This is a genomic window from Blautia sp. MSJ-9 (assembly GCF_018919065.1).
In the GTDB taxonomy this organism is placed as follows: Bacteria; Bacillota; Clostridia; order Lachnospirales; family Lachnospiraceae; genus Blautia_A.
On the sequence record NZ_JAHLQG010000031.1, the window covers coordinates 154,983 to 169,861 of the forward strand.

At 42.2% G+C, this 14,879-nt stretch carries 12 protein-coding genes; 1 reads left to right on the top strand and 11 read right to left on the bottom strand.

What is annotated here, in order from left to right; genetic code table 11:
- Nucleotides 1-130: 130 nt before the first annotated feature.
- Entirely contained in the window at nt 131-1,003 is an 873-nt protein-coding gene (locus tag KQI87_RS08585) for a shikimate dehydrogenase (RefSeq protein WP_216459788.1), read from the top strand.
- A 225-nt stretch (nt 1,004-1,228) separates the two neighbouring features.
- Here the strand turns inward: KQI87_RS08585 and KQI87_RS08590 are convergent, their stop codons facing one another.
- The 11 genes from KQI87_RS08590 to KQI87_RS16585 all read right to left on the bottom strand — a co-directional run bounded on the left by KQI87_RS08590 (nt 1,229) and on the right by KQI87_RS16585 (nt 14,855).
- On the bottom strand, nt 1,229-1,762 hold the full coding sequence (locus KQI87_RS08590; RefSeq protein WP_330655755.1) for a YdcF family protein: 534 nt from the start codon (nt 1,760-1,762) through the stop codon (nt 1,229-1,231).
- Nucleotides 1,701-2,216: an SEC-C metal-binding domain-containing protein gene (locus KQI87_RS08595; RefSeq protein WP_216459757.1), complete on the bottom strand. Its 516-nt coding sequence runs from the start codon at nt 2,214-2,216 to the stop codon at nt 1,701-1,703. Before KQI87_RS08595 ends, KQI87_RS08590 begins: the two co-directional genes overlap by 62 nt.
- 227 nt (nt 2,217-2,443) lie before the next feature.
- On the bottom strand, nt 2,444-3,271 hold the full coding sequence (locus KQI87_RS08600) for an HAD family hydrolase (RefSeq protein ID WP_253292426.1): 828 nt from the start codon (nt 3,269-3,271) through the stop codon (nt 2,444-2,446).
- A gap of 187 nt (nt 3,272-3,458) precedes the next feature.
- The gene (locus KQI87_RS08605) at nt 3,459-4,739 is read right to left on the bottom strand and encodes an adenylosuccinate synthase (protein WP_216459758.1); all 1,281 of its coding nucleotides are present in this window, start codon (nt 4,737-4,739) and stop codon (nt 3,459-3,461) included.
- A 155-nt stretch (nt 4,740-4,894) separates the two neighbouring features.
- Nucleotides 4,895-6,328: an adenylosuccinate lyase gene (gene purB, locus KQI87_RS08610; RefSeq protein ID WP_216459759.1), complete on the bottom strand. Its 1,434-nt coding sequence runs from the start codon at nt 6,326-6,328 to the stop codon at nt 4,895-4,897.
- A gap of 140 nt (nt 6,329-6,468) precedes the next feature.
- Nucleotides 6,469-7,155 carry an amino acid ABC transporter ATP-binding protein gene (locus KQI87_RS08615; protein WP_216459760.1) on the bottom strand — a complete coding sequence of 229 codons (687 nt, stop codon included), beginning with the start codon at nt 7,153-7,155 and terminating at the stop codon, nt 6,469-6,471.
- A gap of 185 nt (nt 7,156-7,340) precedes the next feature.
- The gene (locus KQI87_RS08620) at nt 7,341-7,991 is read right to left on the bottom strand and encodes an amino acid ABC transporter permease (protein WP_216459761.1); all 651 of its coding nucleotides are present in this window, start codon (nt 7,989-7,991) and stop codon (nt 7,341-7,343) included.
- A gap of 213 nt (nt 7,992-8,204) precedes the next feature.
- The gene (locus KQI87_RS08625; protein WP_216459762.1) at nt 8,205-9,092 is read right to left on the bottom strand and encodes an amino acid ABC transporter substrate-binding protein; all 888 of its coding nucleotides are present in this window, start codon (nt 9,090-9,092) and stop codon (nt 8,205-8,207) included.
- Nucleotides 9,093-9,228: 136 nt separating this feature from the next.
- The gene (locus KQI87_RS08630) at nt 9,229-10,023 is read right to left on the bottom strand and encodes a hypothetical protein (protein WP_216459763.1); all 795 of its coding nucleotides are present in this window, start codon (nt 10,021-10,023) and stop codon (nt 9,229-9,231) included.
- 13 nt (nt 10,024-10,036) lie between these two features.
- Nucleotides 10,037-11,284, bottom strand: a complete 1,248-nt coding sequence (locus KQI87_RS08635; RefSeq protein ID WP_216459764.1) for a DUF5716 family protein — start codon at nt 11,282-11,284, stop codon at nt 10,037-10,039.
- Nucleotides 11,268-14,855 (bottom strand): DUF5717 family protein, encoded by a 3,588-nt coding sequence (locus tag KQI87_RS16585; protein ID WP_253292427.1) that lies wholly within the window; start codon nt 14,853-14,855, stop codon nt 11,268-11,270. The genes KQI87_RS08635 and KQI87_RS16585 overlap by 17 nt, the downstream gene beginning before the upstream one ends.
- Nucleotides 14,856-14,879 lie beyond the last annotated feature (24 nt).

Here is a 14,879-nt window from a genome sequence, read left to right on the forward strand (position 1 = left end):
ATAGAATAAAATGATAGATAATTTCTATGTTTTATGCAGGTGTTTTTTATATATAACCTATACTTGGCCTCCTGCAGACAGCAGCGGCATACCTGATACGAAACAGACTGGAGGACTTTTTTATATGAGTATGAGTACAATCACCGGACACACAGGTCTTACTGCACTTCTGGGTAGTCCCGTAGCACACAGCATTTCCCCTTTAATGCACAATGAGGCATTCCGGCTTCTGGGACTTGATTATGTGTATCTGTGTTTTGACGTAAATGAAGAGACACTTCCTGCAGCAGTTGCAGGTTTAAGAACATGCGGTATCCGTGGTTTCAACCTCACGATGCCGAATAAGAATAAGATTGTAGAACTGGTAGATGAACTTTCCCCTGAGGCGCAGCTGATCGGAGCTGTCAATACGGTTCTCAATGATAATGGAAAGCTGATCGGATATAACACTGACGGATATGGTTTCATGCAGTCTGTACGCGATGCAGGACATGACATCACAGGAAAAAATATCACAGTTATGGGAGTAGGTGGAGCGTCCATGGCAATCTGTGCACAGTCCGCACTGGATGGAGCAAATTCTGTACATATCTTCGCCAGACGTACCAGCAGATACTGGAACCGTACTCAGAAATTTGCCGAGAACCTCAGCGCCAAAACAGGATGTGAGGTCTGTCTTTTTGACAATGATGACCATAAAGCGCTGAAAGATTCCATCGCGCAAAGTTATCTGCTGATCAATGCGACTTCCGTAGGTATGATTCCTGATATTGATGATACCATTATCAAAGACACTTCCCTGTTCCGCCCGGGATTGGTAGTTGCAGATGTTGTCTATGAACCTCAGGAAACCCGTCTTCTCAGAGAAGCAAAAGCTGTCGGATGTCAGACCTTTAACGGAATGTACATGCTCCTTCATCAGGGTGCCAAAGCCTTTAAGATCTGGATGGGACAGGATATGCCGGTTTCTATTATCAAAGAGAAATATTTCTCTGTAAAATAAATTCAGATACGACATCTGTTTCTCTGATCAATCTGAATCAGGAGGATATCCGTAACAGAAACGAACCGATGGCTTTCTTGATCTTAGTCAAGCGGATATTTTCAATTAAAGCGGAAGGCTTACTTGATTCGATTAAAGATTAACTGAATACCCAAAAACAAAAACGTCATAAAATGATTTCTTCCGCATTCATTGAATCGAATTTCATTTTGTGACGTTTTTTTATTACAAATTTCCCACTATTTTATCTTTTATGATCGCCAGGATTTCTCTTGGAATATATATCAGCAGTCTCCAGGAGCAATATCTGGACGGAATCGGATAAATTTCTCTGCATCCGCATTTCCTTCCAATAGCAGTGCCGCGGAATACATGGAAATTGTTTGTAACCACTCCCACGGAATGATCCAGACCAATCAGCGCCAGACTGAATTTCAGGTTCTCTGCTGTACTGGTAGATTTCTCCTCCAGGATCAGACGATCCCTGTCAATTCCATGTTCTGTCAGATAATTACACATCGCCTGTGCTTCGGTAATAGATTCTCCCTCTCCTCTTCCACCAGACAGCACTGCTTTCGTATCAGGATTCTCCTCCAGATACTCTAAAGCCCTCCTGGTACGTTCCAGAAGGGCTTTGGTAAGCCGGGTACCCTCTACATGGGCACCAAGCACGATAATATATTCCAGATTTGGATGCTTACGCATTTCTTCCGCAGCAGTATTTGTACTTCTTACCGCTTCCGCATGGACACGGATCATTACGGCCAATCTTCTTAGCCTTAACTACTGTTCCGGATTTCTTCTGCTCAAGATAGAGTTCTTTTCTCTTCTCTGGTGTGAAGATTGCATCCCACTGTGGCAGTTCATACAGCCAGTCAGCACGTGCATCTACCATGTTCTTGTACAAAAGTTCTTTGTCGAAGCACAGAGAAACTTTTGTATTCTCATCCATTGTCTCGATCGGGTTCGGGATCTTCAGACTGTCGTTGATTCCATCAAGGAAACCAACCATTGTCAGAACTTCCTGACCATATTTCTCAGCCAGTTCCTTAACTGTACCGGTTACTACTTCGTCCGGGTTAGTAAGAAGCTGCTCATAAATTCCTTTTTCAATATTAAAATAGTTTGCCCAAAATCTCTGAAGTTTGTTACGGTCTGCCTGCTGGTCATAGGCGATGGAACGCCACTGCTCTAAGATTGTTTTATCGCTCATTTCCTTTATCCTCTTTTCCAATATTTCATAGGTATTATGCCTGTGCGGAAACATATGGAAAACATTCCTCCCACAAGCTTTTTTATTATATCATCTTTTTGATAAAAATACAAACCATATTCTTTGTATTTTTGGTGAATTTTGACTTGTATGGTTACTGGGCACGGAGTAAACAGTAACCTTGTATGTCTCGGAATAGTAGTGTGTAAACAGTAATTTGCTATCAACTATTTCACACCCAATTTCTCCAGTTCTGCTGCTGCCTGTTTGAAAGACTCAAACTGAATCGCATGAATGCCTTCTTTTCTGGCTCCTTCGCAGTTCTCGGCTCTGTCATCCAGAAATACAGATTTCTCCGGGTCGAGATGATAACGGTTCAGCAATGTCTGGTAAATAGCCGGTTCCGGCTTGATCTGTTTTACCTGACAGGAGAAAATAGCTCCGTCTGCATATTTAAGGAATGTAAGTTCATCCTGAGTTTTCTCTAACATATAGGTCGAATAATTAGAGAGAATATAAATATGATAACCTTTATCTTTCAGATATCTGATCCAGGTTTCTGCATAATCCATCATCTCGATAGTCTCACCTGAACGGCGCATGACCTCGCGGATATCATCTGCATATTCCGGAGCTTCTTTTATCATCTGCTCTATATAATATTCTTCCTCTTCACTGCCTCTGTCTCTCTCATCCCAGGTTTTACTCTGAAAAACAACCTTTGCAAGTTTATCCCGTTCCTCTTTCGGAAATCCAAAACCGTCCAGATATTTTTCCCATTCATATTTCACAAGGACTTTACCGACATCAAAAATAATATTCTCCATATCCGAATCTGCCACCTTTTTATTCTTATTCAAAAGTTTATATACCATCCACATCGCATAAGCCAGCAATGGAACCATAATCGCTACTGCAAGTGACGCCTTAAAATAACTCTGCGCGTTTTCACCATTTCCAAATGCAAAAAACATAGGCATACAACACGCAAGAAGCAATATGATGATTGCCACCCATGCCCCGATTTTTTTTAATTTATTATTGTCTTTTTTCATAATCCTCCAATATATTACTTTTTACTAAAGATTCATGCTTTACAGAATTTGTACTATTCCTGTAAATTAATGTCAGGGTCAAAAGACATTTTGCCCTTAACTCGATATCTGGTATCATACAATCTTCAGGATAAAAGACACGCCGGAGAATTCCCCCGGCGTATATCGTCTTATTTATAGCTTTTAATTATTTATTTCTGTAGATAATGTCATCACGTCCCGGACCATTAGAGATCATTGTGATCGGGAATCCAATATGTTCTTCTACGAACTCAACATACTTTCTGCAGTTCTCCGGCAGATCTTCGTATTTCTTGATTCCGCGGATATCGCATTTCCATCCTGGAAGTGTTTCCAGAACCGGTTTTGCTTTCTCAAGCAGTGTAGTTGTCGGGAAGTCTGTTGTTACTTTTCCGTCGATTTCATATCCTGTACAAACCGGAATTTCATCCAGATATCCAAGTACATCAAGAACTGTAAAAGCAACATCTGTAGTTCCCTGCAGACGGCATCCATATTTGGAAGCAACGCAGTCGAACCATCCCATACGTCTCGGACGTCCTGTAGTAGCACCGAACTCACCGCCGTCGCCACCGCGTCTTCTCAGCTCATCAGCTTCTTCGCCAAAGATTTCAGAAACGAATGCACCTGCACCTACTGCACTGGAGTAAGCTTTGCATACAGTAACGATCTGTTTGATCTCATATGGAGGAAGGCCGGCACCTACTGCACCATATCCTGCCAGTGTGGAGGAAGAGGTAACCATTGGGTAAATACCATGATCAGGGTCTTTCAGAGAACCAAGCTGTCCCTCAAGAAGAACTTCCTTGCCTTCTTTTAATGCGTTCCACAGATACAGGGATACATCGCATACATATGGTTCAACCATTTTCTTGTATTCCATTAATTCTGCAAACAGCTCATCTACGTTAAGAAGCGGTTTGTGATATAAGTGCTCAAGAAGAATGTTCTTTGTCTCGCATACGCTTGTAAGTTTCTCTCTCAGATGTTCTTCGTCAAAGAGTTCGCTTACCTGGAAACCAATCTTTGCATATTTGTCTGAATAGAAAGGAGCAATACCAGATTTGGTAGATCCGAAGGATTTACCGCCCAGACGCTCTTCTTCGTACTGATCAAAAAGAATGTGGTATGGCATAACCATCTGTGCTCTCTCGGAGATCAGGATCTTCGGAGCCGGAACACCTCTGCTTACTACTTCATTGTACTCTTTGAAAAATACCGGGATATTCAGGGCAACACCGTTTCCGATCACGCTTGTAGTGTGATTGTAGAATACACCTGACGGCAGAGTATGAAGTGCAAATTTACCATAGTTGTTTACGATTGTATGGCCTGCGTTTGCACCACCCTGAAATCTTACGATAATATCAGCTTTCTCAGCGAGCATATCGGTAATCTTACCTTTACCTTCATCTCCCCAGTTAGCACCAACAACTGCTTTTACCATTATAGAATTCCTCCTGTTATTGCGCAACAACACCGGGGTCTCACAGAACAGATCCCGGCTTGCTGCATTTTTATCTTGTTTTGTTATGATCACATATAAATCAGATATAACTGTTCATTATTACACAACTCTGTGTAAATACTGAACAATTACGATCAGACATTGATCTCAGCTTTAACTCCCAACAGCTCCTTGTGAGAATTAAGGATTGGCTGAACTACTGTATTCACAAATCTCTCTGTCTGCTCTTTCGCACGTCCGATATATTTCTTCGGATCCATGGACTTCTGCAGATCTTCCAGAGAAAGATTGAATGCAGGATCTGCTGCGATCAGCTCCAGCAGATTGTTATCCTTACCTTCTACTTTGACAGTCTTGCCTGCCTCCATGGAAAGCTCACGGATACGTTCATGAAGTTCCTGACGGTCACCGCCTGCCTTAACAGCATCCATCATGATATTCTCTGTAGCCATAAACGGAAGCTCAGCCATCATGTGTTTCTCGATAACCTTCGGATAAACAACCAGTCCATCTACAACGTTCAGGCAGAGATCCAGGATTCCGTCGATTGCAAGGAATCCCTCCGGAATGCTCAGACGTTTATTTGCAGAGTCATCCAGAGTTCTTTCAAACCACTGAGTTGCGGATGTGATTGCCGGATTAAGAGCATCTACCATTACATATCTGGAAAGGGAGGCAATACGCTCGCTTCTCATAGGATTTCTCTTATAAGCCATTGCGGAAGATCCAATCTGAGATTTCTCAAATGGTTCCTCTACTTCTTTCAGATGCTGAAGGAGACGGATATCGTTGGACATCTTGTGCGCACTTGCTGCGATTCCTGCAAGAATATTAGCAACACGTGTGTCTACTTTACGGGAATAAGTCTGTCCGGATACCGGATAGCATTCCTTGAATCCCATTTTCTCTGCGATCATTGGATCGATCTTATCAATGGTCTCCTGATCTCCGTCAAACAGCTCCAGGAAGCTGGCCTGTGTTCCGGTTGTTCCCTTGGATCCAAGAAGCTTCATTGTTCCAAGAACATATTCCAGATCTTCCAGATCAAGCAGGAATTCCTGTGTCCAGAGTGTTGCACGTTTACCAACTGTAGTCGGCTGTGCAGGCTGGAAATGTGTGAACGCCAGAGTCGGCTGTTCTTTATATTTATCAGCGAAAGCAGAAAGTTCAGCAATGACATTGACCAGTTTCTTGCGTACAAGCTTCAGCGCTTCTGTCATTACAATAATATCTGTATTATCACCTACATAACAGGAGGTTGCTCCCAGATGGATGATCCCTTTTGCTTTCGGACACTGTGCACCGTATGCGTATACATGAGACATAACATCATGACGTACCTGACGTTCACGTTCTTTGGCAACGTCATAGTTGATATCCTCTGCATGTGCCTTCAGTTCATCGATCTGCTCCTGTGTAATGTTAAGGCCAAGCTCTTTCTCTGTCTCTGCAAGTGCGATCCAGAGTTTTCTCCATGTACGGAATTTCATATCCGGAGAAAAAATATACTGCATTTCTTTGCTGGCATAACGTTCTGATAAAGGACTTACATATCTGTCTGTACTCATCTTCACTCTCCTGTTTCTTATAGGACTTTATCCTTTTTTATTTCGCTTCTGTACCTGTTCTGAAATGCCGGCAGACCGGCACATCAGTACGTACGTTGAAATTATATAACATCATTCTTCTAAAAGCAACTACAAAAACCTTATCCCTGATGGAATTTACCAAGAAATTCTTTCATTCGTGCATGATCTGAGGCAAATACCTCCTGTGGACTTCCTTCTACTGCGATCAGCCCCTTGTCCATAAAGATGATATGATCGGAAATATCTCTTGCAAATGTCATCTCATGAGTAACGATCACCATTGTAATATGTTCTGCAGCAAGGTCTTTGATTACCTTGAGGATCTCACCTGTCAGTTCCGGGTCAAGTGCAGAAGTCGGCTCATCAAAGAACAGAATCTTTGGGTTCATGCACAATGCACGGGCAATGGATACACGCTGCTGCTGTCCACCGGAAAGCTGGAACGGATATGCATTCTCTCTGTCAGCAAGTCCCATCTGTTTCAACAGCACTCTTGCCTGCACATAAACTTCCTCTTTCTTTCTCTTCTGCACTCTGATCGGCGCATCTGTAATATTTTTTAATACGGAAAAATGCGGAAAAAGATTGAAATTCTGGAATACCAGTCCCACATCTCCCTGCTTGATGATCTCACCACTGTCCGGTGTCTCAAGCCCTGTTGCGCAGCGAAGAAGTGTGGATTTACCGGAACCGGAAGGACCGATAATGCTTAAAACCTTACCTTCCTCTACCTGAAGAGAAATGTCTTTCAGTACTTCCAGACTTCCAAAGCTCTTCTTTATATGTTTCATTTCAAATAATACCATAATAATTTTCCTCTCAAATATGATATTTGGTTGTTCACTCTGCGTTTGGTAATACAATTTACAGAACATCGTTTGTGAACAGTAATGATATTTTTTTCAGATCAGACAGACAACATCATCCACTTTGTCATTTCCCTGATTTGTTAAAACTGCCGGGAAATAAAAACTTTTTCCCGGCCTGACTCTTAACGATAATAATTCAGTTTTTTCTCCAGCTTATCCATCACGATTGCAACAAGCAGGTTAAAGATAAAATAGAACACCGCTGCGATCACGAACGGCATCATGGTTGTCTGTGCACTTGCGATCTGCTTTGCAATGGTAAACATCTCCGCAACTGCAACCACGAACGCCAGTGACGTATCCTTTACCAGCGTGATGACCTCGTTTGTCACAGACGGAAGGATTCTCTTAATCACCTGCGGCAGGATAATCCTAAAAAATGTCTGTACTTTGCTATATCCAAGAATCTTCGCAGCTTCATACTGTCCTGCAGAAATAGATTCAATACCGCCTCTGTAAATCTCTGCAAAATATGCAGCATAGTTGATACTGAATGCAATAAATACCGCGATCAGACTGTATCCCATGGAAATACGGATTCCAAAAATAAAATACGGTCCGAAATATACTACCATCAACTGCAGCATCAGCGGAGTTCCTCTCATAACTGATATGTAGGCAGACACGATTCCACGGATCACCGGATTCTTAGCCATTCTGCCGAAGCAGATCAGTAGTCCCAATGGAAGCGAAAAAATCAATGTCACTACAAAAATCTCTACAGAAACTACCATACCACTGGCAAGCTGCTGCAGCATTACACTTAAAGACATAACTTTTCCTCCAAAAAATTTCTCCTGTACAGTAAGAAAAGAGGGTGCACAAAATGTACCCTCCATTCCTTTTATAATACGGACAGACCTGCACAAACCCGTCCTCTTGTATCATTACTTTTTATCATCGCCATTACATTATCACTGTTTTATCTCTATATTGTTCAATCTATAAACAGTGATTCATTGACCACAGCGATCAGGCACAGTGTACTATTCTGCAGCTTCCTCTGTATCTTCTGTCTCAGAAACATCTGCATCAGCATCATCTGCTGTATCATCTTTCTTGTCTGCAGATTCTTCATCATCACTTCCGATGCAAAGCATATCTGCAACTTCATACTGCTCTGCAATCTTGTCAACTTCACCTGCATCATACAGTTTCAGAACTTCTGCCCATACAGTATCTTTCAGTTCATCATTACCTTTCTTGAAACCAATACCATACTGTTCGCTCTGGATCGGCTCGTCAAGGATCACATATTTGCCTTCTTCTCTCTGGGAAAGCTGATATTTGGCAACACCGATATCTACTGCGATCGCATCTGCTGCTCCGGAATCCAGATTCATAAATGCTGTATTATAATCAGGATTCTCTGTCAGAGAACCAAAGCTTGCTGTCAGATCTTTGTTGTCATCGCTGTTTAATGCATCCAGTGCAGCAGAAGCAGCCTGTACGACTACATTCTTACCAGCCAGATCATCCAGCTTCTCAATTCCTGAATCAGCAGCAACAACCATTACCTGCTCATTGTTCAGATATGGATCTGACCATGTATAGTCATCCTCACGTCCGTTAATTGTAAATCCGTTCCAGATACAGTCGATAGAACCGGAATTCAGTTCCATATCCTTAGAATCCCAGTTAATTGGTTTCTTTACAAGTTGCCAACCAAGATTGTCACATACTTCCTGTGCAAGATCAAGGTCGAAACCTACATAATCTCCATTATCGTCTTTATATCCGAAAGGAGGATACTCTGCGTCAAATCCTACAGTTAATGTCTTGCTGTCAGCATCTGCGTATACAGAAACAACACCTGTCATCATAGAAGCTGCCATAATCCCTGCCATGAGTACTGCTAAAGATCTCTTTTTCATGATAAATATCTCCTCTTTATCTGTTTTGTTATTTACCACACAGCCACTCTACCATGTGAAAGTATGTGTTAATCCTATCACACACTTTCTCTTCTGTCAAGTTTAAAAAAGAACCGCTATTGCAGTTCTTTTTTACTCATGATCCTGTACTTCTGTGATATTCTCTGGTAAGCGTTTCAAGCAGCCCGTCCAGATTCTCTTCTTCTGTTTTTTTCTCTGGAATTCCGGCAAAAGAATTCAGTGCTTGTTTCACACTCTCCCTGACTTCTTTTCCCAATCCTTCTTCTACTTTAAGATCTAACAGTATTTTGTCATAGTCCACTTTTTCATGAATACTTCTGTATGCCAGCAGATAAGCTTGCAGGTTCTTTACCGACTGCTCTTTCTGATAAGCCAGTAAGAAGCATTCTGCTGCCTTCTCCATCTGAAAAAGATAACTGTATGCACAGCCAAGATTATACACCACAGAAGCCTCAAATCCGGCTCTCTGCTCAGCAAGGTCATCTCTCTCCAGAATCTTCTGATATATCTGGATCGCATTTACATACATCCCATTCTCAACCAGAGCATCCCCTTTTCTCTTCTGACGGACTGCTGTACGCTCTTTGCCAAGTGCTGCAAGCTGACTGTTAAGTTCCTTCATCTCTTCATAAGTCAGATAATTGATCTCTTTAAAAATCGGATACAGCATATCCTCTGCACTTACATTTCTCTCCAGACTCTGTTTCAGTTTTGCTGCCAGTGCCGGAAGTTCCAGTTCCTCCTTGATCCAGGTACATAATTCTTCATTAAAGATCGTATGATCTGCCAGGTAAAGATTGTGGTACAGATAATAGCAGAGTTCTTCTATAGAATAGATATTCATACTGATATTCTCAATAAAATACGGATGCTCTGCTTTCTTTGTCTGACATAAAATATATCCGCTCATTCATCCCTCTCCTTTACCATTCTACAGTTTCTGTCCAGGTCTTGCCGCTTGAAGGGAACATCTCTCCAAATCCCAGATCACTTACCGTCACCTTACACTCTGTTGCAGAAACATACTGTAATTCCAGCAGAAGTCTGGTAGTCTTGTTTGGACGTACCGGGATGCCAGGCAGCATCATACCTACCCGTCTCTTCTCCGGTCTGTCATAAGTACTTACCACGAAAACCAGCTCCTCTGTGTCATCAAGGATAAATTCGCAGGATGCTTTGCTGTCATACCAGTTGTTTCCGGCTTCGATCAGCGGATAATAGGTCGGAGATCCCATCACTCTCATCTCCATACCCACGTCTGCCATAACCAGAGATTCACTTAAGAAACGATATCCTTTCAGAGCCTTATTCTCCAGTCTCTCTTTCCCTGCAGAGCAGGCTCCCTTCGCAAAGAGATTATTTCCATAAAAAACTTTGCGTTTCTGATAGCACAATAGTCTGACTGACTGTTCTGCCCAGTCCTGTGAAAATCCTTCACCAGTGATCTGAATACTGGAATACAAATCCTTTCCGAGAGTTTTCTTCGCAAATTTACAGAATTCAGAGTCTCTCTCTTCTCCATCCTCAGGTAGAGATGTCTCTACGGCTTCCTCAAGTTTTACTGTAACTGGTTTCGTTGCTCCGTTCATGGTCATCTTGCGGAAAGATACGCCGTCCTGTCTGAATGTATACCAGGCAACACTTCGGTTCCAGGTTTCTCTCTTCTGGGATAATACATAATAGAAGAAACTTTCTCCATAATCCAGAAGCATATATTTCTCATGCGGAAATCCAAGGGATTCAAACGCTTTCTGAAAGTTCTCAACCTGAATCACTGTCAGTTTCTGAAGTGTCACAGCTACACACTTGATATTTCTGGTCAGCTCTGTCACTCCAAGAAATTTCAGCATTCCCTGTAAAAACTGCGCAAGGATTTCCCAGGGCGCAATCTCTCTTCCCTCGATCAGAACAGAATCTCTCTTCTCGCAGAGCCCATAAACATTGTCGATCATGATCCCGCCCTTCTCACGGACAAAATACTCTGCTTCAAGACCTACACAATAGTCTTTCTGCTCCGGTCTCCAGCAAAGACAGCTCGGCGCTTCATCCTGACTTCCGCCTACTTTCATAGAAAGAGATCTGGCTTCATCTCCTTTTCGATCATAATAACAGATCTGCGAATATTCTCTGCCAAAATCAATTCCAACAATTATATCACGAATTTCGTTCATTTATTCCTCCTGGTTTCAGAGTAATCTGCTCCTGTCCTTCCTTCTCAATCCCAAACATGTTCTGCACATACTGCTCCTGGCGAAGATACTTCTTCATCTGAGAAAGCACTTCTTTGTTCTTGTCCAGTCTGCGTGCAGAAAGCATCTGATTGATCATATGATACTTACTTACAGGCGCACCCTCAACCTTACTCATGGTAATTACGCGTTCCTGTGTCTGATTTACCTGATCACCCTTCTCTGCCTTGAAATAATATCTCAATGTTTCACCATAAAACAGTGTAAATGCTTTTGAGTAAATACCTTCATATAAGTTTCGGAGCGGCTCAGTCTGGTATTTCACCTGATTTCCAAGTCCAGCATCCAACGCATAATAAAGAGTAACTTTTGCATCCGGGTCTGTATGATATTCCACAAAAGTCTTATCATCCAACTGATATGGACTGAGAACTGATACTGGAAGCTTCTTAAAGAATGCAAAACGCATATCATTCTTCACACATTTCTGCAAGATTTCTTTTACATTCTGAAGCTGTTCTTCATCCAGATTCTTCTCCTTTGAATAAGCTTCCAGCAAAGCAAGGCTACATACAAAATCAACCGGCCATTTCTCTCTGTATACGTATTCCAGCTGTCCTCTCACAAAAGTACTCATCGGATATTCCCTTACAAAAGTTCCATATGCCACCTGTGTAAGATATGCGCCTGTGATCTGCTCTTTTCCACTGTGATGGACATAGTCCTCCAAAATCTTCTCTCCCTCTTTGCGGAAATCTGCTGTGAACATCAGTAAACCAAGAAGTTTCTCTTCCAGTTCGTAGGTATCCATTTCAAATCCCTGAGCACTTTTCCACACTGCCATCAGCTCGTCGATCGGACCAAATCTGTAATCCATCAGATATTTCAGGATCACTTCGTCATATTTTCCATGTCTGTATACATCAGATGCAAGTGCAAGTAGTTCATCGTCCTCTTCCATCTCACATCTTGTCAGCATCCTGCTGGTCAGTTTAAGCTGGCTCTCTATAGAAATTCCTTCATATCCATACTCTGAAACAACTGACATCGCCTGTCTGTACAGACCTCTGCCGACCAGTACTTCCAGAAGTCCCGTACGGTCCACTTCTGCAAACTTTCGGTAATCCATCTGTTTCAGATAACTGTCCATATCCTCTTCACAGATATGCTCCGCATAATATACCAACAATTTCTCCCTGATATTTCTCTGGTATTCATCCGAAAATCCCTCTGTATCCGGAATTCTCTGAAATACTTTCAGATTAAGTGCATCTGGCTCTGTATTCTCACTGCAATGAAGTACTAATCCTTTTTCTTCGATATCAAAGGCAAGAACTTTGTCGATCATTTCCCGTTCATTAAATAATTTCTTGACATTATAATCTACAGTTGCCGCATAGCGTCTCTGCTTCTCATCCTGGAATAAGATCACTGCATCATCTGTATAAATTCTTGGATAAGCCACACCATGAATGCACGGATAGTTCTCTTCTTCTCTAAGCTGTTCATGACGCACGATCACATAGCGGATCTTTCTGTCATCACAGTACAGTCTGCAGGTAAACATCTTCTGCGCAAGCAGTTCTGCCTGCCCTTCTGTCTTCGGGCTGTTCAGAAATTCCTGATAAAGGGCTGCATAATTCTCATTCATGCGTCCCTCTTTTGCCTTACGCATGGCAAAAACTTTCATATGATCACGATAATCGGCATATGCCTGAGGCTGTCGCTCTTTATTGCCTATAATACTTGCATAGATGAATGCTTTCTTGTCATCTCCAAGAGATGTATTGTTATATGTGAAATACATCAGAACCGGCTTCGGAAGTTCTCTCTGATAAGAAGTATCCATTGTTTCCACATAATACTCATACAGTCTTGTCAGACGGATTCCTTTCTCCACTGCCAGAGAAAACCATCTGAAATATTCCTGTTTCCGCGGATCTCCGAGCATGATATATCGGCAGATTGCTTCCAGCGTATCATCCGATTCAAAGGCATCGTATCCCAGCGCCAGTGCTCTGTACATACTTCTGCTGAATTCTCTCTCATATCCGGTAAGATAAGCAAATCTCATCACCAGTTCTTCTGTCAGAAGACCTTTCTGACCTGCAAACAAAAACACCTGCGTCCAGAAACTGCTCATTCTATGCAGAAGCGACGTATCATTACTGATATAATTCCACGCTTCAAGATAAAGGAACGGACTTCTACATCCCCTGTCAAAAAGCTCCTCCATCATAAAAACAAGTCTGGAAGGTGATCCCTGATCCTCCGGATTCATCTCCAGCCAGAGTTTAAACAGAAGGAAACTATCTTCTTTCTGCAGAAAGAAATTGCGCAGGCGTCTGGCTGCCTGCTCTTTATCCTTATATAATCCGGTAAGAAAACAAAGATACAGATACGCACCTGCCAGTTCCAGATTCTCTCTGGTAAAATTCTGATTCTTAAATGTTTTCAGAATCTCTCTGGCCTGCTCTACTTCCCCTTCCATATAAAGAAGATATGCTTCATAAATCTGATATTCCGGATAATCGCAGCCCTCTTCTTTCAGCTGATTGATCACAAATCGGCTGCTTCCAATCCATGTTTTGCTGTCCATTCTCCTGCAGGAATATTCCAGCAGATCACGTAGCAATTCCAGTTTGTGCCTCTTCACATGAATCTCCGTTCGAAGTTGCACTTTCGGTTCTACAGATGCGGTAATCTGATAAGTCAGCTGCTGATAAGGGCTCTTTACGATAATTTCGCCAAACTGACGTCCCTTCTTCAATCTCTCCTTATGGATCACATATTCTACCTGATAATAACTGCCTATGAAATCCTCATCCGTAACCACATGTCTGGAAACCTCCAGAAAATCTCCCTTTGTCTCCACATCCAGTCTGAGATGTCCCCATCCGCTCTTCTGAATGACAAAAGATTCCCTAACAGATTCACTGATATCATAAAAGCTGTTATGGTCTGCTTTCAATTCAATCTTTACAGGTTCTTTTCTTCCTGTTCCGATGAGAAATTCTTCTACATTCTGGAAAGTTACCGGCTGTCTGGAAAGTCCTCTATAGAGAGCTTTCTCTTTCTTATCAGCGTCTTTTAAGAGAAGTTCAAATTTACTATCTGTAAAAATGCGGTATGCTTCCTTGAAATCATCTTTCGCAATCTCTGCAAAAGTATCCATATCCGGAACTTCTCCGGCTATACTCTTCAGTTCTGCTTTCTCCGTCTGGATCAGAAACGGAAGCTTATATTCTCCAATATTGGTCGTAAAGCAGATCCATCCTTCGTGTCTCTCACCCGGACGCATTCCTACGCCATCAATTCCGTACTGCAGTCTCACGGCAGTTCCCGAAAATTTCTCTATCCCCGGCACCACGCGTCTGTTAGAAGAGGTAATATATCCACGAATTCTCTGGTCATCCTCTGCTCCAAAATACAGTTCTCCTTTATACACGTCTCCTGCCTTCAGAATCACTTCTATCTTATCCTGTGAAAAAATGAGCTGCGGATGTTCGTATCTGAATTTTCCACTTAATAGTTCTTCTATCGTCTTCTTCAAAATTGTCCACCTTATATCCTTGCT